This window comes from Roseateles sp. P1_C1_2, from assembly GCF_056406535.1.
This window is the reverse complement of sequence record NZ_JBFUAB010000038.1, coordinates 16,379-33,520: the sequence shown is the minus strand read 5'-3', so window position 1 is coordinate 33,520 and position 17,142 is coordinate 16,379. Positions and strand designations below refer to the sequence as shown.

Genomic DNA, 17,142 nt, shown 5'->3' with positions numbered 1-17,142 from the left:
TGCCGGCGGAGCCTGTGGCGCGCGATCTGCCCAGCCAGTTCCGCTCGCTGGTGGCGCGGCACAGCGAGGGCTTCGATGTGCACGCCGAGGCCGAGCGGCCGAAGTTGCGCATCGACCGCGACGAGCTGCGCTTCAGCATCAGCTCGACTCGCGAAGGCTATGTCTATGTGCTGCTGAGCGACCCCGACGGCGGCCTGGTCCAGCTCTATCCCAACGACAAGGCCAAGAACAACCATATCGGTGTGGGCGAGACGATGCGCCTGCCCGGTGCCAACTGGCCGCTCAAGGCCAGCGACCCGCCGGGGCTGGAGCACTTCTTCGTCCTCGTGGCCGCCGAGCCGCGCACCTTCCGCCCCTGGTCGACCGAGAAGGACCCGAGCTATGGCTTCCTGACGCTGCCGGCCCAGGGGCCGGCCGGCGGCGCGGCCGCGGGCTCGCCAAGCTGGCTGCTGGGCCAGCCGGACTGCGGCCATGCCCATTGCGCAGCCGACTACGGCGCCGCGGTCTTCAGCGTCGAAGCCGTCAAATAGCCGGCGCTCGCGGAACCTCGCTGCTGTCGCGGTTACCTATGGAGTGCCGGCAGTCGAGGGCCGGCATTCACCGCCGACTCTGGACCGCGTTCTGAACCCCACCCAAGCCCCGGTCGCCCCTTCGCAGGCGACGCCCCAAGCGCCCCGGCTGGACGCCTTCACGAGCGCCGCGTCCGTCGGTCCTCTGCTGTGGGCCAATCAGGTGGAAGGGCAGCTGGAAGTGCATGGCGGCCCGACGCCGGCGGGCGCGGTCTCGGAAGAGATCGGGCGCCTCTTCGTCGCGGCGCTGCGCGAGCATTTCGGCGAGGCGGCCAGCGCCATCGCCGAGCGGGAATGGCGGCTCAACCAGCGCTCGCGTCGCCTGCTGCAGTCACGCACCGTGCGGCACGCGGTGGCCTGTGCCGAGTCGGCGCAGAGCCTGCTGATGGCCCAGTGCCATCTGGCGCAGATCGAGTTCTCGGCCGTCATGCTGGGCTGGCGCTTCCGGCGTGTCGCCGAAGGCCTGGGCCTGGATCCAGCCTCGCTTGGCATCGAACGGCGCCAGGCGCTGGACGAGGCCCTGGCCCCCGACTTCCGGCTGCCGCCGGCGGATGCCGACGCGCTCGCCGCGCGGCTGCGGACCCTGCTCAGCCAGGGTTCGCATTGAGTTCGTGATGTAGTTCACGGGCTCAGGGGTAAACCCATGCCCGTAAATGTGGGGTAGGGCGGGTTTGGCTTGTCGCGAGCTTCGGCGTGGCGGCGTCTGATCCAACAAGGCGGCCACTTCGGTCGCTCAACCCGCTCGGAGCCCGCCATGCAGCCCCAGTGCCAACCGATCCGCCACGCCGCAGCAGTCGACCCCAACGTCATCTTCTCGGAGCTGTTCGGCGAACACCGCGACCGTCTCTACCGCTTCGTGCTGCGCCATATCGGCGACAGCACCGAGGCGGAGGAACTGGCCCAGCAGGCCTTCGTCGAGGCGGCACGCACCTTCGAGCATTTCCGCGGCGAGTCGCAGTTGTCGACATGGCTCTACGGCATCGCGATGAACCTGGTGCGCAACCACCTGTCGCGGGCGCCGTCGCGGCTCTATCGCTTCGAGGACGAGACGGCGCTGGAGGCCACCCCCTGCCTGCACGCCAACCCCGAGCAGCAATGCCATCTGAACCAGCTGATGGGGTTGCTGCAGACGGAACTGGACGGCCTCATGCCCGAGATGCGCGAGGTGCTGCTGCTCGTCGCCATGGACGACATGAGCTACGAGGACGCCGCCGCCCTGCTGTCCGTGCCCATCGGCACCGTGCGCAGCCGCGTGTCGCGCGCCCGCTCGCACCTGCGCACCCGGCTGCAGGCCCGCGGCGCCCAATTGCCCTTCTGAGCGCGCCTCATCTCATCGCCGACCTGGCGCGCCCGGCCTCGCCACCCAGAACAAAGTCCGCCCGACCTTTGCCGGCAAGCCCAAAACTCGTATATACTGCTAGCTTCAGTCGCGGGGTGGAGCAGTCTGGTAGCTCGTTGGGCTCATAACCCAAAGGTCGTAGGTTCAAATCCTGCCCCCGCAACCAAGAAATAAGGAGTCCTGTGAAGGACTCAGCAAAGCCCGCCAAGTGCGGGCTTTGTCGTTTCTGGGCCTTTTCGCGCGTTTCGGCGACGCCTGCAGGCATCCGCAGGTTTGCGGATTGGCGGAGCGCGGCAGGCATCCAGAATCGTCCCGGTCCGCAGCCTCGCCGACGCGACCCCAGGAACAGCCCATGCTGAACATCGAAACGACGGTCAAGGTGATCTCGCTGGCCATTGCCGTGAGCACATTCGCCTGGGGCGTCTATCAGTTTTCAGTGGGCCAGAAGGCGCAGGCAGAGACGCGGCGTATCGAGGCCAGCAAACCCTTTCTGGAGCACCAGCTCGCCATGTACAAGGAGGCGTCGCGCCTGGCCTCGACCATTGCCACCACGGCAGACGAGAAGAAGAAGGCCGAAGCTCTGGACCGCTACTGGTCGCTGTACTGGGGGGAGCTGGCCCTGGTTGAAGATGCCCGCGTCGAGGGCGCCATGGTCAGGTTCGGTGAAGCCCTGAAGGCCAAGGCAGACGCCAAGACGGTCCAGTTGCTGGCGCTCAATCTGGCGCACGAATGCAGGAATTCCCTGGCCGTTTCATGGGGCGTGCCGGCTTGGGAGAGCCCTCACTGGGTCAAGCCGACGGACTAGAGCGCGACGTGCGGGCCGGGGAGCTGAACCTGTCCATTCCGGGGGCTTCGAGCCTCATAAGTCGTGCATCGTCGAATGGTTCAAGCAGCATCAGCCGATGATGGCCAACTGGGCACCGCCACCCACCTTGGCGTGCAGGCGGTCGGCCAGCCATTCGCGCACATGGAAGCGGCTGACGAGCAGCCTGCTGCGCAGCAGCTTGTGCGGGATGCGGTCCGCCTTGAGGGCGTCCAGCTGGCTGCTGAGCGAGCGCCGGCCGGTCAGGTCGCGGAGCTCTTCGGGCGTCAGGAATTCCCGCCATTCCGTACCGCTGGGCTGGGCCCGGCGTTCCCGCTGGGCCGGCTCGGCGGCGGGCAGGGGCGTCGGCGCAGGCGCCGAGGCCGGGCGCGAAACGGCCGGCCGCTTGGCGAACTCGACGATGGTGTGGCTCCAACCGCCCTTGACCTCCTCGCCGCAAAGGATCTCGTAGCGCTTGGCCTGCACTTCGCGGCGGCGCCGGGCCTTCTCCTCGGTGACGCGGGCGTGTTCCACGAACCAGCCCGGCAGGCGGCTCATCAGTTCGGCGGTGCGGCTGGCGGTCATGGCTGTCTCCTGTTGATGGAAGCAGTTTCGGCGCCGGCCGCCGCCGGGAATATCGCTCCGAGGGGGGAGCCGAGGGGATGGCGTGGGGGGCACCCACCCCCATCTCCCCCGAAAGAGGGACAGGTGCCGGATGTCAGGACCGCCGCGGGCGGCCCTGGTCGCAGACCTGGGCCGGATCGGCCCGCGTGAAGTCGGCCGTCCAGTTCGTCTCCCAGGTCCGGTTGTCATAGGAAAAGGCCTGGGACCAGCGGGCGTGGTCGGGGTCCAGGTTCTCCCAGGTGTAGCGCACCTTGATGGCCTTGTCGCCGTCCAGGTCCTCGGTATAGAACTCGCCGCGCTTGCCGCCGGCAAAGCCGCCGACGACGGGGTTGGGATCGAACTTGCCCGAAGGCGTGGCGACCCAGAAGATGGACCATTGGCGCTTTTGCGTATCGAAGCTGCGCAGCGTCAGGCCGCGGCGGCCCAGCGTCGGCATGTAGAGCTCATCGACGTTGGCGATGCCGTCCAGGTAATGCGTCATGCACAGTCTGGCCGGGAAGGCCTCCCAGTCCTGGCTGCCGACGTTGCGCGCCTTGAGCCGGCGCTGCACGGTGGACCAGGCCCCGGGGAGGAAGTCGAAGTCGTGGGCGTCGCCCTGGCGGGCCGTCGTATAGCCGGGTGGCGCGGCGGCATCGGCCGCGAGCGAGGGCAGGGCGGCCGCCCAGGCGAGCAGGGCAAGGGCCGTGTTTCGGACGGATGATGGGGTCATGGGAGCTGGTCCTTGGAGTGAACAGCGCCGACTCTAGGAAGCCCCCCGCGTCGCTCAAAACGATGAATGCTGAACCTCACTTGAAGCTGCGCTTCAGATGACTTCGTCTACCTTGCCGCTGGAGTCCCTGCGCGTGCTCGCGGCCTGCGTGCGGCACGGCAATTTCTCGCGCGCCGCCGACGAACTCGCGATCACGCCGACGGCGGTCAGCCAGCGCATGCGCTCGCTGGAGGATCAGCTGGGCGTCAAGCTGTTCGGCCGCCATGGCCCCAGGCTCATCGTGACGGAGCGCGCCGTGGCACTGGCGGCGGGCGTCGAGCAGGCGCTGGCGCTGATGCGCACGGCCGTCGACGACTGCCGGCGTGCCCGGCCGCCATTGCGGCTGACCTGCGCGCCCACCTTTGCCGCCTGCTGGCTGGTGCAGCGGCTGGCGACCTACCAGGCCCTGCCCGGCGCGGACGCGATTGCGCTGGATGCCGGCCAGGGCCTGTCGCCGGCGGGCAGCTTCGACGTCGCCATCCGCAGCGGCAGCGGCCCCTGGCCCGGCTATCGGGCGACGCGGCTGTTGGCCGAGCAGGGCACGCCCATGCTCAGCCCGCGCCTGCTGGCGGATGGGGCGGGCTGCAGCGTCGACACGCTGCTTGCGCTGCCCTGGATCCCTGATCCGCGCTGGCCGGCCTGGCTGCAGGCGGCGGGCCGGCCGAGCGCCAAGCCGAGCTTTGTCGCGACGCGTTTCCCGAATTACGAGCTGGAGGCGCGTGCCGCCGTGCAGGGCCTGGGGGTGGCCCTGCTGTCACCGCTGCTGTTCGGCGAGCTGTGCGAACGCGGTGAACTGCTGGCGCCTTTCGGCACCGTCGTCGAAGGCCCCGACAGCTACTGGCTGCTGGCGCCGGCCGACGCGCCGGTCTCGCATTTCGAGCGGTGGCTGCGCGCGCAGTTCGAGGCCTAGGCCGCGTTCGTCAGCACCTCGATGCGGTGGCCATCGAGATCATGGAACATCGCGCCGAAATAGGTCTCGCTGATGTCGGGCCGCGTGCGCGGCGTGAAGATGTCGCGCGCCTCGGCGGCCAGCGCCGCCTCATGGGTCGCGGCCACGGCACCACGGCCCGGCGCACCCAGCGCGATATGGGCGCCACGCGCCGTGACGGCCTCGTCTTCCGGCACCGGATAGAGGAAGAAGCACCAGCGCTCCGGCGTGCCGAAGGCGGCTTCGCTGCCGGTGTCACGCAGCAGGCCCATGCCCAGCGGTGCGAGCACGCGGCTGTAGAAGGCCACTGAATCGGCATAGCGGCGGGTGCCCAGGGACACATGGTCGATCATCGGGAAGAACTCCTGTTGGGAAGCCGCCCATGCTAGGAAGAGGTGCGCGACGAAATCCGGCAAGATGCGGCGCCCCCTTGCCGTTTGGCCGCAATTTCCGACGATGACCGAGCTGGACCGCTTTGACCGCCAGTTGCTGACCCTGGTGCAGCAGGACGCCGCGCTGACCGCCGAGCAACTGGCCGAACACGTCAGCCTGTCGGCCTCGGCCATCCAGCGCCGGCTGAAGCGCCTGCGCGAGCAGGGCGTCATCGTCAGGCAGATCGCCGTGCTGGACGCGGCGCAGGTCGGACGGCCGACGACCTTCATCGCCGGCCTGCAGGTCGAGAGCGAGCGGCCCGAGCTGATGGCCGGGCTGCGCGCCTGGCTGGATGGCGAGCCCGCCGTGCAGCAGGCCTTCTACGTGACCGGCGAGGCCGACTTCGTCCTCGTCGTCACGGCGACCGACGCGACCGCCTACGAGGCGCTGATGCTGCGGCTGCTGGCCGACAACCCGAATGTGCGCCGCTTCACGACCCAGGTCGCGATGGGCGTGCTCAAGCGTGGCCTGACGCTGCCCATCCCCGCGGAAGAATGATTTGCGGGCCGTTCAAATACATGCCATGAGCTGACATGTATTGCGGCGCAGACTGCACGGACCTTGAACTCCGTGGACTCTGAGCCATGCCTCTCCCTCTCGAAACCACACCGCCCGCCGCGCCGGACTGTCAGGTCGTCGAACTGCGCCAGTACACCCTGCACCCGGGCCAACGCGACACGCTGATCGAGCTCTTCGAGCGTGAATTCGTCGAGCCGCAGGAAGCCGTGGGCATCCGCGTGATCGGCCAGTTCCGCGATCTCGACGGACCTGACCGCTTTGTCTGGCTGCGCGGCTTTGCCGACATGGCCGCGCGAGGCGACAGCCTGCCAGCCTTCTATGGCGGTCCGGCCTGGGCCCAGCACCGCAACACGGCCAACGCGACCATGATCGATTCCGACAACGTGTTGCTGCTGCGTCCGGCCTGGCAAGGCGCTGCGCTGCCTGAGCCGGCCCGGCCCCGTGCGGAACGCGGTGCGACGGCGCTGCCGCCCGGCCTTTTGCTGGCGACGGTCTTCCACCTGAAAGCGCCGGCTGGCGCCGAGTTGCTGGGCCTTGCCCGTGGCGCGCTCAGCGATGGGCTGCGCGCGGCCGGTGCCCGGCAGCTGGCCTGGTATGTCACCGAGGCCACGCCCAACAACTTCCCGCGCCTGCCGGTGCGCGTAGGCGAACACGTGCTGGTCTCTCTGGCCCTGTTCGATGACGCCAGGGCGGCCCTGTCGCGTGACTTCGCCACGTCGCTTCAACCCTGGCTGGCCGGGCCGACCCAGACCCTGCGCCTCGCCCCCACGGCCCGTTCCGCTCTTCACCTCTGAACACCATGAACACGACTTCGACACCGCAGGATTTCGACTTCTTCATCGGCCACTGGAAGGTCAGCCATCGCCGCCTCAAGGAACGCCTGCTCGGCTGCGACGAATGGGAGAGCTTCGAGGGCAGCTGCCGCACGTGGCCCGTGCTCGATGGCCGCGGCAACATCGACGACAACGTGCTGGAGCTGCCTGGCGGCMCTTACCGCGCTCTGACCATGCGCACCTTCGACCCGGCGAAGAAGCAATGGGCCATCTGGTGGGTGGACGGCCGCAACCCGCACAGTCTGGAACCTCCCGTCGTCGGTGGCTTTGACGACGGCGTCGGCGATTTCTACTGCGACGACGAGTTGCGTGGCCAGCCTATCCGCGTGCGCTACCGCTGGACGAACACCACCACCGGCAGCCCGCACTGGCAACAGGCCTTCTCGGCCGATGGTGGCCAGACCTGGGAGGTCAACTGGGACATGGACTTCGAGCGCCAGCCGGAGCCCACCTAACCCCGTTGTGCGCGGGCGGGCGGTGTCACCCATGCCAGCAGCGTGCGCACCAGCTGGCGCGGGTCGATGGGCTTGCTGACGTGGGCGTTCATGCCGGCGGCCAGACAGTCCTGCACGTCATGCTCCATCGCGCCGGCCGTCATCGCGATGATGGGCAGGCGGGCGTGCTGGGGCATGGCGCGGATCAGCCGCGTCGCCGTCACGCCGTCCATCTCGGGCATCTGCATGTCCATCAGCACGGCGTCGAAGCGCTCGAGCTTGAGCCGCTCGATGGCTTCCAGCCCGTTCTCGGCCACCTCGACTTCCAGCTTCACCAGCTCCAGGAAGGCGCAGGCCACCTGCTGGTTGACCGGGTTGTCCTCGACCAGCAGCACGCGCGCGCCGTGCAGCGGGTGCAGGGTTTCGGCCATGTCGGCCAGGCTGCCGCCTGCCGGGGCCGCGGCAGGCGCCTGCTCCTGGCGCTGCAACTGCATGAGGGCGTCGAACAGCCGCGACGGCGTGACGGGTTTGACGAGGACCTGGGTGTCGGCCCGGCCCTGCAGTTCCTCGGCGACGCGCTCGCTCGCGTGCAGGCTGCCCAAGGCGATGACGGCCGGTGGCGGTGCCCCGCGTTCGATCGCGATACGGCGGGCCGTGTCGACGAAGTCTGCGCCCGCCGTCTTCCAGTCCAGCAGCAGCAGCTCATAGGGATGCTGGGGATCGGCCTGGCGCAGGCGGTGCAGGGCCTCGTCGCCGAAGGAGGCCACCGCGACCTGGAAGCGCCAGCTCTGCAGCATCTGCTGCAGGATGAGGCGTTCGGTGGGCTGGGCGTCGATGACGAGGGTGCGCATGCCGCGGATGCGGTGCAGGTCGATGCGCCCGGTGCCCGGACCGGCTTTGCCGAAGTCGCAGGTGAAGGCGAAGGTGCTGCCCTGGTCCGGCAGGCTGCTGACCTCGAAGCTGCCGTCCATCAGCTCCACCAGCCGCTTGCAGATGGCCAGGCCCAGGCCGGTGCCGCCGTAGCGCCGTGCGATGGACGCGTCGGTCTGGCCGAAGACCTGGAAGAGGCGCCCGACCTGCTCGGGCGTCATGCCGATGCCGGTGTCGCGCACGCTGATGCGCAGCCGCATGCGGCCGTCGTGCTCGCCTATCAGGTCGGCCCGCACGACGATCTCGCCGCGCGGCGTGAACTTGATGGCGTTGCCGACGAGGTTGTTCAGCACCTGCGTCAGCCTCAGGCTGTCGCCCACCAGGCGATGGGGCAGGAGTTCGTCGAACTCGAACAGCAGGTCCAGCCCGGCCTCCTCCAGCCGCGCCGAGAACAGGTGGCCGACGTTCTCGATCAGCTCCTCGGGGCTGAACTCCTCGGCCTCCAGCGTGATCTTGTCGGCCTCGATCTTGGAGTAGTCGAGGATGTCGTTGAGCAGGGTCAGCAGGGCCTTGGACGAGGTCTGGACCTTGCCGAGATAGTCGCGCTGGCGCGCGTCCAGCCGGGTCTCCAGCACCAGGTTGGTCAGGCCGATGATGGCGTTCATCGGCGTGCGGATCTCGTGGCTCATGCTGGCCAGGAACAGGCTCTTGGCGGCGTTGGCGGCCTCGGCCTCGTCGCGTGCGATGGCCAGGGCCTCGCCCTGCTGGTGGCCGGCTTCGTAGGCCTTGAACAGGCGCGCATACAGCGTGCTGTTCTCCAGCAGCAGTTCCAGCAGCACGACCGAGCAGGCCAAGAGGCCAAAGATGCGGCCGGCATAGAAGCCCAGGTCGAAGCGCGCCGCGTTCAGCATGGCCGACAGCGCGATGTCGAACAGCCAGGTCAGGCAGACCACCATCAGCCACAGGTCCAGCACGGTGCGCGGCCGCTGGCGCCACAGGGCCAGCAGGGCGACGAGGCTGAAAGCCCAGACGCTGCCGACGGCGATCTGGAAGGAGAGCGAGTAGCGCCCGCCCACGAGCAGGTCGGGCAGCCAGGCGTGGCCCAGCGTCGTCAGCGCGATGCAGCCGGCGCCGGCCAGCAGCGTGAGCGCCGGCCAGGTCAGGGTCGGCATGGCGATGTGCGGCCGATTCTTCAACACGACATAGCCGAGCACGAAGAACGGGAAGCCGCCGTGCCACAGCATGTAGAGCCAGACCGTCGTCTGCGTCGTGGCGCCGAGCAGGCCGCTGGGGCTGAACAGGCCCGGGAAGCTCAGCGCATGCGCCGTCGCCATCGCGGCGGTGAACAGATAGCCGCAGCCCAGCACCATCAGGGCCTGGGAACGCAGGATGCGGTACTGGCCGAACAGCAGCACCGCGGTGATGAGGTCGGTCAGCACCAGGGCCGACTCGTAGATGGGGATGAAGGCCGGCACCGGTGCCAGCTTCAGCTTGGCGAAGGGCACCAGGGCCGCGAACACGGCGACCGACAGGCCGGCGACGATCAGCGCATGGCGGCGCTCGCGCGGGCCGGCCGGCTGGTCCAGCAAGAAGGCCGGGCCGTCCCGTGATGGCACGGCCTCGGAAGGGGCAGCGTTCTCCCGGGGCGGGCTGCTGGCTTGCAAATCGGCTCCCTGCGCGCCGGGCTGCGAGGCGCTCCCTAACAGGATAGTCGAACTGCTTTGCGCTCCGCCGATGCCTGCAAATCAGCGGTATGCAGTCGTTACGCCAGCGCGCGAGTCATTTGGCGGCATCGACGAGGGCGCCGATGATCTCCGGGTAGACCTGCGCGCCGCTCGTGCGGTTGAACAGGCCCATGCTGTGGTTCTCGGTGGCCGCGCCGGCGTCCCAGTAGACGGGCACGACGCCATGCGCCCAGGCGGAGCGGGCGATTGCCCTGTCCCAGGCGAGGCGGTAGGCCTCGGCACCGGGGTACTCGGTGCGGCGGATGGCGCCGAACTCGCCCAGGATGACCGGGATGCCCTTGTCCACGTAGGCGAGCTTCATCTTCTGGAACTGGGCGTCCGCGTAGGCCTCGTTGGCCCAGGTTTCGGTCGCCTTGGGGTCGGTCGCGCCGGCGCCCCATTGCCAGATCGTGCTCTTGTCGTTGAGCGTGAAGTTGTAGGGGTCGTAGTAATGCACTTCCATCATCAGCCGGTTGCTGGCGGTGTCGGTAGGCATGACGGCGAAGTTCACCGTGTGGTCGATATTGGTGTTGAAGCCCTGCACGACGAGGTGGCGCAGGGCGTTGTTGCCGCCGGTGGCGCGTACGGCATTGACGAACTGCTGGTTGAAGCCGTTCTGCACCGTGACGTACTCGGCCTTGGGTGTGCCGTAGTCGCCGTCCACCATGACCTCGTTGGTGCCGGCGAACAGCAGCGTGTCGTCGTAGCCCTTGAAGTTGTTGGCGATCTGGGTCCAGAACTTGGTGATGCGCGCATTGGCCTCGGCCTGACGCGCAAAGGTGGGCTGCATCCAGCCGCCGTCCCAGTGGATGTTGATGAGGGCGAACAGGCCGGCCGTCTTCGCGTAGTCGACCACCTGGGTCACGCGCGCCATCCAGGTCGCGCTGATGACGTCGCTGGCGTCGGCGTACTGCTTCCAGGACACGGGGATGCGCACGGTCTTGAAGCCGGCGGCCTTGACGGCGTTCATCAGTGTCTGCGTCGTCACCGGGTTGCCCCAGGCGGTCTCGCCGCCGATGGCTTCCAGCGAGTTGCCAAGGTTCCAGCCAGAGCCCATCAGCCTGGAGAGCTGCAGACTGGTCAGGTCGCGCATGCCGGTGGTGGGTGCTGATGCAGGTGCAGGTGCGGCGGCAACGGGGGCCGGTGCCGCAGCCTGCGCGCTGCCACCACCACCGCCGCCGCAGGCCGTCAGCGGCACCAGGGCAATCAGCGCCTCGCGCCGCCTCATGCGCCCACCTTCTTCAGGCTCAGAAGCACGACGTCGTGGCTGCGCAGTTTCAGGTTCACGCTGGCCGTGCCGGCTGCGCCGACCACCAGCTCACGCTGCACTTCGGGCTTGTCGGTCGTCAGCGCCTGCAGCTGGGCCAGTTGCTTCGCATCAAGGTTCTTGGGCGAGCCCATCTTCAGGTAGGCGGTGTGCGCGTCGTTGATCTCGTAGCCGGTGCGGCGCTGCGTCAGCGTGTAGCGGCCGGGCTGCAAATGACGCAACTCGACGGTGGCGGTGCCCGCCTCCCTGGCCGGCTGCGGCTTGCCGAAGAAGCTGCGGTTGCTGGCGGTCTGGTCGGGCTGGCGCCAGTCCCAGACGATGGCCTGCAAAAGGTCGCCGTCAACGCTTGCCCAAGCAGAAGCATCGCTTGTCGGCACCTCCTTGCCCTTCAGCGCGGCGAGGTACTTGTACGCAAACCACGCAGGCTTGCGGATGCCTTCGCGCGTCATCAGACCGAAGCCGCCGTGGAAAGGGGCGTCCGGCGGGCCGGGCTCTTCGAAGAGGTCGCTGTAGACCCAGTAGCTCATGTGCTGGGCCAGGCCTTGCGAAGCTTTCAACTTGGTGAGCACGTAGGGTGCGCTCATGTAGGAGTCGTGGACCAGGTCGCGCGGGTTGTAGCTGGTGCTCCACTCGGTGAAGAACAGCGGCAGGCCGGGCAGGTGCGAGGCCTCGATCTCCTTGCGCACGCGGCGCACGTCGCCCACGATGGCGTCGGGCGACCTGGACAGCTTGCGGTCTTCCTTGCCGAACTCGTCGAGGAAGCCCTCGTCCACGCCGTAAGTGTGGGTCGTGATGAAGTCCACCGGCGTGTTCGTCGCCTTGGCATGCGCCAGGAACTCCGGCACCCAGGCAGCACCGGCCGTCGACGGGCCGCCAACGCGCAGTTGCGCGTCGATCGCCTTCATCGTCCTGGCGGTGCGGGTGTAGAGGTCGAAGTAGGCTTGTCTGTCGGCCTTCTCCCAGAAGCCATCCAGATTGGGTTCGTTCCAGACCTCGAAATACCAGCTGCGCACCTCGACTGCGCCGTAGCGCTGCAGGATGTGGCGGGTGAAGGCCTCGATTAGTGCGACCCAGCCGGTAGCTTCGGGGTGGGAGGTGTTGCCTTCCCAGTAGAAGATCTTGTTGTCGGAGGTCTTCAGCGCCAGCGGCGTGAAGCCCAGCTCGACGAAGGGCTTGATGCGGCGGGCCAGCATCGCGTCGTAGAGCTTGTCGATGCCGGTGAAATCGAACACCAGCTGGCCGGCGGCATCCCGCGTGACCGTCTTGAAGACGTCGTGGAAGATGGCGTGGAAGCGCAGGTAGCGAAAGCCCAGTTCGTCCACGGCCGTCTTCAGTTGCGCGAGCGCATCCGGGCGGTAGGTGGTGCCGGGATAGTCGGCACCGACGCAGTGGTCGAAGAAGCGGTCCAGTGGCTGTTTGGCCTGGGCCACGTCGAGCACGATGCGGCGAGGTTGCTCGGCGGCCATGGCGGTGGGAACGAGCGGGAGGGAAGCTGCGGCGGCGAGCAGTTGGCGGCGGCGGGTGGAAGTCATGCAGGAAGTCCTCTGTAGACAAAGTTGCGGGCGCGCATCTCGCCTGGCCCGGCGCTGAACAGCGCAGGGCGCAGGCTGACGAAGCCGCCAAAGACGTTGTGATGCAGGCCGGAGACCTCCATCTGCCAGGAATGCTGTTTCCAGGTGGTGCCGCCGTCGTGCGAGTAGTGCCAGGTGACGACGTTCTCGCGGTTGACGAGGCGGATGTGCACACGGCGTGTGGCCATGTTTTCGCGCATCCAAGAGTGCTCCTGGCCGTAGCCATAGGTCAGCATCTGCGTCGTGCTGAAGCCGATGCCGACGTGGCCGCGTTCCTCGTAGAACAGCGCCAGGCCACCGTGGCTATTGGGGTCGTTTCCGCTGATCTCCAGCTCGACCGTGATCTCGTAGCTGCGGTCGCCCGTGGCGCAGGTCAGCGGTGACGAGTCGGGCAGCGACTTGCCCTTGCCGCGGATGATGAGCGCCTTGTCCTCGAAGCGCAGGCGCTTGGCCTCGTCCGGCCCGGGCGCGTGGAAAGCCCATTGCAGGCCGAGCTTGCCGCTGGAAAAGTCGTCGGACAGCGCAAAGCCGGCCTGGCTGGGCTTGCCACCGCGCGGCTTGGGCAGCGGGCGGTCCAGCGTGCCGCCCTTGGCGCGGAACCAGCCGTCCTTCGTCCACTCGATGGGCTCCAGCAGGGCCTGCCGGCCCAGCGTGCGAAAACCGTTCTCGTAGCCGTGATAGACCATCCACCAATCGCCCGCCGGCCCTTCGACGACGCTGGCATGGCCGCGCGACCACCAGGGCTCGCTGGCGCTTCGCGTGCGCACGATGGGATTGCTTGGCGCGTCCTCCCAAGGCCCGTGCACCGAGCGCGAGCGGGCGACGGTCACCATGTGGCTTGTCGGTGGCCCGGCGGTGCCGCCAACGGCGGAGATCAGGTAGAACCACTCGCCTCGCTTGAACAGCTTCGGGCCCTCGGGCGCGAACATCTCGACGACCCAGTCCTTGGGGTACTGCCAGGGCTTCCAAGCGTTGTTCTCCAACGCGCCGTCGGTGGCGAGGCCGTCGTCCTTCAGCCGCACGCGGCGGCCGCCGTTGACGAAGAGGTAGCGCCGGCCGTCTTCGCCGACGACATGGCCGGGGTCGATGCAGCCGGGGATCTTCAGGTCGATGGGCGCGCTCCACGGCCCGCGGATGTCGTCGGCGTGGATGACGTAGATGCCCGTGCCGGCGTCGTTCAGCACCGGGATGTAGAGATAGAAGCGGCCCGCGTGCTTGATCAGGTCCATCGCCCAGACCGTGCCGATGGGCTGTGTCAGCGCGGCGGTGACGGGCGTCCAGTTCACCAGGTCCTGCGAATGCCAGATGACGGCGCCCGGGTAGGACTGGAAGGACGAGAACGTCATGTAGTAGTCGGCACCGTCCTTCAGGATGGTGGGGTCGGCGTGGTCGCCCGCCACGATGGGGTTCAGATAGGTGCCGTTGCCCAGGTCGGCCTTGCGCTGGCCTTCGATGCCGGCCGCGGAGCGCGGCGCGGCCAGCGCGGGGCTCACTGCAGCGCCGGCGAGTGCGGCTTGCACCGCCATGCGGCGCGACATGCTCATACCGTGCCCCGCGTCGATTCGAGCTGCCCGCGGATCTGCAGCATCCGCGCCTCTGTCAGCGGAAAGCGCAGGATGGCGATCAGCGCCAGCACCAGGCCGATGACGGGAATGCCCGACAGCAGGATGCGGATCCAGAAGATGGCTTCCGGCGTCTGGATGCTCTGCTTGGCATCGAAGCCGGTGAACTGCAGGATCCAGCCCGAGGCGCCCACGCCCAGCGCGATGCCGACCTTGGTGATCCAGGACTGGCAGGCCGARAACGAGCCCTCGCGGCGCTGGCCGGTCTGGGACTCGTCGTAGTCCACCACGTCGCCGATGGTGGCCCCGTACAGCGTCCAGAAGCCCGCGCCGGTAAAGGCGACAAAGCCGCAGGCGAACAGTTGCAGATACGGCCGCGTGGGGTCGTACAGCCACCAGTCGCCGACGAAGGCGCAGATCGCCAGTGCCAGCACTGAGGCCAGGCCCGCGCGCTTGCCGTGCTGGCGCGCGATCCACGTGAAGAACGGAATGCCCGCGAAACCGAAGGCCATGCCGGCCAGGCCCATGGCGGTGTTCCACTTCGCCCCCTGCACGACATCGCCCTGGCAGACGTAGTAGATCGTCGCGTAGTAGCCCAGCGCGCCCACCATCGCCGTGCCGATGCCGTAGGCCAGGGCCATCAGCAGCACATGCCGGAAGGGCTTGCAGCGCAGCGTGCGCCACAGCGTGTCGGCAAACGGAATGTGCGTCTGCGTGCGCGACACCAGCTTCTCGTAGTAGCGCTCGCGCACCAGCAGGAAGATGGCGATGGACACCGCCACCATGATGGCGCCCAGGATGGCGCAATAGGTCTGCGCGCCGCGCAGGATGTCGGGCTTGCCGTCGGCACCGTTGAAGATCGACAGCGTCGTGAACTGCGCCGCGAAGAACATCGACAGCTCCGGCAGCTTCTGGATGGCGTTGCGGATGGCCATCACGGTGGTGCGCTCGTGATAGTCCGGCGTCATCTCCGAGCCCAGGCTCACCCAGGRCATGTTGAAGCAGCTCATGATGGGTACGTAGATCACCATGCTGACCAGCATGAAGATGAAGTACTGCGTGTCCGTCCAGCCCCGGCCCACTGCGAACATCAGCGGCAGGCCGATGCCGGCGAGCACACCGCCAACGAGGATGAAAGGCCGCCGGCGGCCGTAGCGCGTGCGCGTGTTGTCCGAGATCCAGCCGAAGACCGCGTCCGACCCCGCGTCGATGAAGATCTTGACCATCTGCACCGTGGAGATCAGGCCGGGTGCGACGCCGAGGAAGATGTTGAAGACCTGGAAGGCCAGCGACGGGTAGAGCCAGTGGCCCCACATGTCGAGGAAGGCGCCGAGGCCAAAGCCGACCTTCTGGCGCATGGGCAGGCGGTCGGCCGCGGGCGGCACGACCTGTGCCAGATGGAGGGTGCTGGCGTTCACAGGATCTTTCTGGTCTTGATGACGTCGGAGTAATAACGAGCGGACAACTTGGGCGTGCGCACCTGCGTCTTGAAGTCGCAGTGGACGATGCCGAAGCGGCGCTGGTAGCCGTCTTCCCATTCGTAGTTGTCGATGAAGGACCACAGGAAGTAGCCCTTCAGCGGCACGCCGGCGGCGATGGCGCGGTGGGCCTCGCGCAGGTGGCTGCGCAGGTAGTCGCGGCGGTGCAGGTCCAGCACCTCGCCGTTGACGACGGGCTCGTCGTCGTAGCCGCAGCCGTTCTCGGTGATGTAGAGCGCGTGGTGGCCGTAGAGCTCGTGGCAGAAGCGCGTGCCCCAGTAGATGGACTGCGGCACCAGGCGCAGCCAGGGGCTGTCGGCGTGCGGGTAGTTGACCGGGTGGGGCAGGGCCTCGTAGGCGGCGCCGTTCCTGCCGGCGCGCACGAAGGTGCCGGAGTAGATGTTCAGCCCGAGGAAGTCGGTCGGCAGGCTGATGAGGTCGAAGTCGCCGGGCTGGACGTCGGGCGCGTCGGCGCCGACGCGCGCCAAAAAGTTCGGCGTGTACTTGCCGGCATGGATGGCGCCCAGCACCTGGGCGTTGCGGTCGACGAACCAGGCCTTGGCGGCGGCGATGTCGGCCGGTGTTTCCGTGACGGGCACCGACACGCTGCAGTTGTCGGTCAGCCCCACCACCGCGCCCGCGCCGCCGAACTTGCGCACCGCGCGCACGCCGTGGCCGTGGCAGAGCAGTGCGTGGTGGTAGGTCTGGTTGACGACCTTGGCACTTTCCTTGCGGCCTGGCGCCTTGCCGCCCGTGCCGTAGCCCAGCAGCGTGAAGCAGACGATCTCGTTGAGCGTGATCCAGTGCTTCACGTCCTTGGCGAAGGCCTTGACGACGGTGTCGGCATATTGGGCGAAGGCATCGACCGTGACGCGCGAGGTCCAGCCGCCGCGGTCTTCCAATGCCTGCGGCAGGTCCCAGTGGAACAGCGTCACCCAGGGCTCGATGCCGTGCTTCTTCATGCTGGCGAAGAGGCGGTGGTAGAAGTCCAGCCCCTTCTGATTGACCGCGCCGTCGCCGTTCGGGTAGATGCGCGGCCAGGCGATCGACAAGCGGTAGGTCTTGTAGCCGAGCGAGGCCATCAAGGCGAAGTCCGCGTCGAAGCGGTGGTAGTGGTCGCAGGCCACGTCCGGCGTGTCGCCGTTGTGGACCTTGCCGGGCATGCGGCTGAAGCGGTCCCAGACGGATTCGCCCTTGCCGTCCTCGAAGGCCGCGCCCTCAAGCTGCGCGGAGGCCGCGGCGACGCCGAAGACGAAGTCGGCGGGGAAGGGGCTGTCATATGTCAGCGCTGTCATCGCGGCTGCGGCACCGCGCTGCGGCGTGGCGGCCAGCGAAGCAGTGGTCAATGCCGGCAGTGCGGCGGCGGCGAAGAGTTGACGGCGGCGCAGGGGGCGAAAGGATGTCATCTGCAAGGTCCTCGGTAGGCTGCATGGCGGACGGAA

Annotated in this window: 17 protein-coding genes and 1 tRNA gene; 9 read left to right on the top strand and 9 right to left on the bottom strand. The window is 68.0% G+C overall.

The window, feature by feature from the left end; translation table 11 throughout:
* The 5 genes from AC1D2H_RS28800 to AC1D2H_RS28780 form a co-directional block, all read left to right on the top strand.
* Positions 1-530 (top strand): DUF4384 domain-containing protein (locus AC1D2H_RS28800; RefSeq protein ID WP_478013267.1); only part of this gene is annotated, 530 nt, incomplete at its 5' end.
* 43 nt (positions 531-573) lie between these two features.
* Positions 574-1,176, top strand: a complete 603-nt coding sequence (locus tag AC1D2H_RS28795; protein WP_478013266.1) for a hypothetical protein — start codon at positions 574-576, stop codon at positions 1,174-1,176.
* 147 nt (positions 1,177-1,323) lie between these two features.
* Positions 1,324-1,887, top strand: a complete 564-nt coding sequence (locus AC1D2H_RS28790) for an RNA polymerase sigma factor (RefSeq protein WP_477937390.1) — start codon at positions 1,324-1,326, stop codon at positions 1,885-1,887.
* 110 nt (positions 1,888-1,997) lie between these two features.
* Positions 1,998-2,074: transfer RNA gene (locus tag AC1D2H_RS28785), tRNA-Met, on the top strand.
* 186 nt (positions 2,075-2,260) lie between these two features.
* A complete protein-coding gene (locus AC1D2H_RS28780) occupies positions 2,261-2,713 on the top strand; it encodes a hypothetical protein (protein ID WP_478013265.1) in 453 nt (150 codons plus the stop codon).
* A gap of 90 nt (positions 2,714-2,803) precedes the next feature.
* Here the strand turns inward: AC1D2H_RS28780 and AC1D2H_RS28775 are convergent, their stop codons facing one another.
* Positions 2,804-3,295: a DUF4224 domain-containing protein gene (locus AC1D2H_RS28775; protein ID WP_478013264.1), complete on the bottom strand. Its 492-nt coding sequence runs from the start codon at positions 3,293-3,295 to the stop codon at positions 2,804-2,806.
* 133 nt (positions 3,296-3,428) lie between these two features.
* Positions 3,429-4,043 carry a hypothetical protein gene (locus AC1D2H_RS28770; protein ID WP_478013263.1) on the bottom strand — a complete coding sequence of 205 codons (615 nt, stop codon included), beginning with the start codon at positions 4,041-4,043 and terminating at the stop codon, positions 3,429-3,431.
* A 97-nt stretch (positions 4,044-4,140) separates the two neighbouring features.
* Here AC1D2H_RS28770 and AC1D2H_RS28765 point away from each other — a divergent pair, with 97 nt between their 5' ends.
* Entirely contained in the window at positions 4,141-4,992 is an 852-nt protein-coding gene (locus AC1D2H_RS28765; RefSeq protein WP_478013262.1) for a LysR family transcriptional regulator, read from the top strand.
* Here AC1D2H_RS28765 and AC1D2H_RS28760 read toward each other — a convergent pair.
* Positions 4,989-5,363, bottom strand: coding sequence for a VOC family protein (locus tag AC1D2H_RS28760; RefSeq protein WP_478013261.1), 375 nt, complete (start codon positions 5,361-5,363; stop codon positions 4,989-4,991). The two genes, AC1D2H_RS28765 and AC1D2H_RS28760, sit on opposite strands and share 4 nt — an antisense overlap.
* Positions 5,364-5,466: 103 nt before the next feature.
* Here AC1D2H_RS28760 and AC1D2H_RS28755 point away from each other — a divergent pair, with 103 nt between their 5' ends.
* From AC1D2H_RS28755 to AC1D2H_RS28745, 3 genes are all read left to right on the top strand, one after another.
* On the top strand, positions 5,467-5,940 hold the full coding sequence (locus AC1D2H_RS28755; protein ID WP_478013260.1) for an Lrp/AsnC family transcriptional regulator: 474 nt from the start codon (positions 5,467-5,469) through the stop codon (positions 5,938-5,940).
* A gap of 86 nt (positions 5,941-6,026) precedes the next feature.
* Positions 6,027-6,755, top strand: coding sequence for an NIPSNAP family protein (locus AC1D2H_RS28750; RefSeq protein ID WP_478013259.1), 729 nt, complete (start codon positions 6,027-6,029; stop codon positions 6,753-6,755).
* A gap of 5 nt (positions 6,756-6,760) precedes the next feature.
* On the top strand, positions 6,761-7,249 hold the full coding sequence (locus AC1D2H_RS28745; RefSeq protein WP_478013258.1) for a DUF1579 domain-containing protein: 489 nt from the start codon (positions 6,761-6,763) through the stop codon (positions 7,247-7,249).
* On the opposite strand, the gene AC1D2H_RS28740 is transcribed toward AC1D2H_RS28745, so the two are convergent.
* The 6 genes from AC1D2H_RS28740 to AC1D2H_RS28715 form a co-directional block, all read right to left on the bottom strand.
* Entirely contained in the window at positions 7,246-9,714 is a 2,469-nt protein-coding gene (locus tag AC1D2H_RS28740) for a response regulator (RefSeq protein WP_478013257.1), read from the bottom strand. The genes AC1D2H_RS28745 and AC1D2H_RS28740 overlap by 4 nt on opposite strands.
* Positions 9,715-9,877: 163 nt before the next feature.
* Positions 9,878-11,050 carry a glycoside hydrolase family 5 protein gene (locus tag AC1D2H_RS28735; RefSeq protein ID WP_478013256.1) on the bottom strand — a complete coding sequence of 391 codons (1,173 nt, stop codon included), beginning with the start codon at positions 11,048-11,050 and terminating at the stop codon, positions 9,878-9,880.
* The gene (locus tag AC1D2H_RS28730; RefSeq protein ID WP_478013255.1) at positions 11,047-12,621 is read right to left on the bottom strand and encodes a GH39 family glycosyl hydrolase; all 1,575 of its coding nucleotides are present in this window, start codon (positions 12,619-12,621) and stop codon (positions 11,047-11,049) included. The genes AC1D2H_RS28735 and AC1D2H_RS28730 overlap by 4 nt, the downstream gene beginning before the upstream one ends.
* Positions 12,618-14,204, bottom strand: coding sequence for a family 43 glycosylhydrolase (locus AC1D2H_RS28725; protein WP_478013254.1), 1,587 nt, complete (start codon positions 14,202-14,204; stop codon positions 12,618-12,620). The genes AC1D2H_RS28730 and AC1D2H_RS28725 overlap by 4 nt, the downstream gene beginning before the upstream one ends.
* The gene (locus tag AC1D2H_RS28720; RefSeq protein WP_478013253.1) at positions 14,201-15,640 is read right to left on the bottom strand and encodes an MFS transporter; all 1,440 of its coding nucleotides are present in this window, start codon (positions 15,638-15,640) and stop codon (positions 14,201-14,203) included. The genes AC1D2H_RS28725 and AC1D2H_RS28720 overlap by 4 nt, the downstream gene beginning before the upstream one ends.
* Positions 15,637-17,106 carry a GH1 family beta-glucosidase gene (locus AC1D2H_RS28715; protein ID WP_478013252.1) on the bottom strand — a complete coding sequence of 490 codons (1,470 nt, stop codon included), beginning with the start codon at positions 17,104-17,106 and terminating at the stop codon, positions 15,637-15,639. The genes AC1D2H_RS28720 and AC1D2H_RS28715 overlap by 4 nt, the downstream gene beginning before the upstream one ends.
* Positions 17,107-17,142: the final 36 nt, after the last annotated feature.

Bases quoted from the DNA above. Each gene is read 5' to 3' on its own strand.
- AC1D2H_RS28755 (WP_478013260.1), top strand. From the start codon at position 5,467: ATGACCGAGCTGGACCGCTTTGACCGCCAGTTGCTGACCCTGGTGCAG.
- AC1D2H_RS28730 (WP_478013255.1), bottom strand. From the start codon at position 12,621: ATGACTTCCACCCGCCGCCGCCAACTGCTCGCCGCCGCAGCTTCCCTC.
- AC1D2H_RS28725 (WP_478013254.1), bottom strand. From the start codon at position 14,204: ATGAGCATGTCGCGCCGCATGGCGGTGCAAGCCGCACTCGCCGGCGCT.
- AC1D2H_RS28765 (WP_478013262.1), top strand. From the start codon at position 4,141: ATGACTTCGTCTACCTTGCCGCTGGAGTCCCTGCGCGTGCTCGCGGCC.
- AC1D2H_RS28770 (WP_478013263.1), bottom strand. From the start codon at position 4,043: ATGACCCCATCATCCGTCCGAAACACGGCCCTTGCCCTGCTCGCCTGG.
- AC1D2H_RS28715 (WP_478013252.1), bottom strand. From the start codon at position 17,106: ATGACATCCTTTCGCCCCCTGCGCCGCCGTCAACTCTTCGCCGCCGCC.
- AC1D2H_RS28780 (WP_478013265.1), top strand. From the start codon at position 2,261: ATGCTGAACATCGAAACGACGGTCAAGGTGATCTCGCTGGCCATTGCC.
- AC1D2H_RS28790 (WP_477937390.1), top strand. From the start codon at position 1,324: ATGCAGCCCCAGTGCCAACCGATCCGCCACGCCGCAGCAGTCGACCCC.
- AC1D2H_RS28735 (WP_478013256.1), bottom strand. From the start codon at position 11,050: ATGAGGCGGCGCGAGGCGCTGATTGCCCTGGTGCCGCTGACGGCCTGC.
- AC1D2H_RS28760 (WP_478013261.1), bottom strand. From the start codon at position 5,363: ATGATCGACCATGTGTCCCTGGGCACCCGCCGCTATGCCGATTCAGTG.
- AC1D2H_RS28775 (WP_478013264.1), bottom strand. From the start codon at position 3,295: ATGACCGCCAGCCGCACCGCCGAACTGATGAGCCGCCTGCCGGGCTGG.
- AC1D2H_RS28750 (WP_478013259.1), top strand. From the start codon at position 6,027: ATGCCTCTCCCTCTCGAAACCACACCGCCCGCCGCGCCGGACTGTCAG.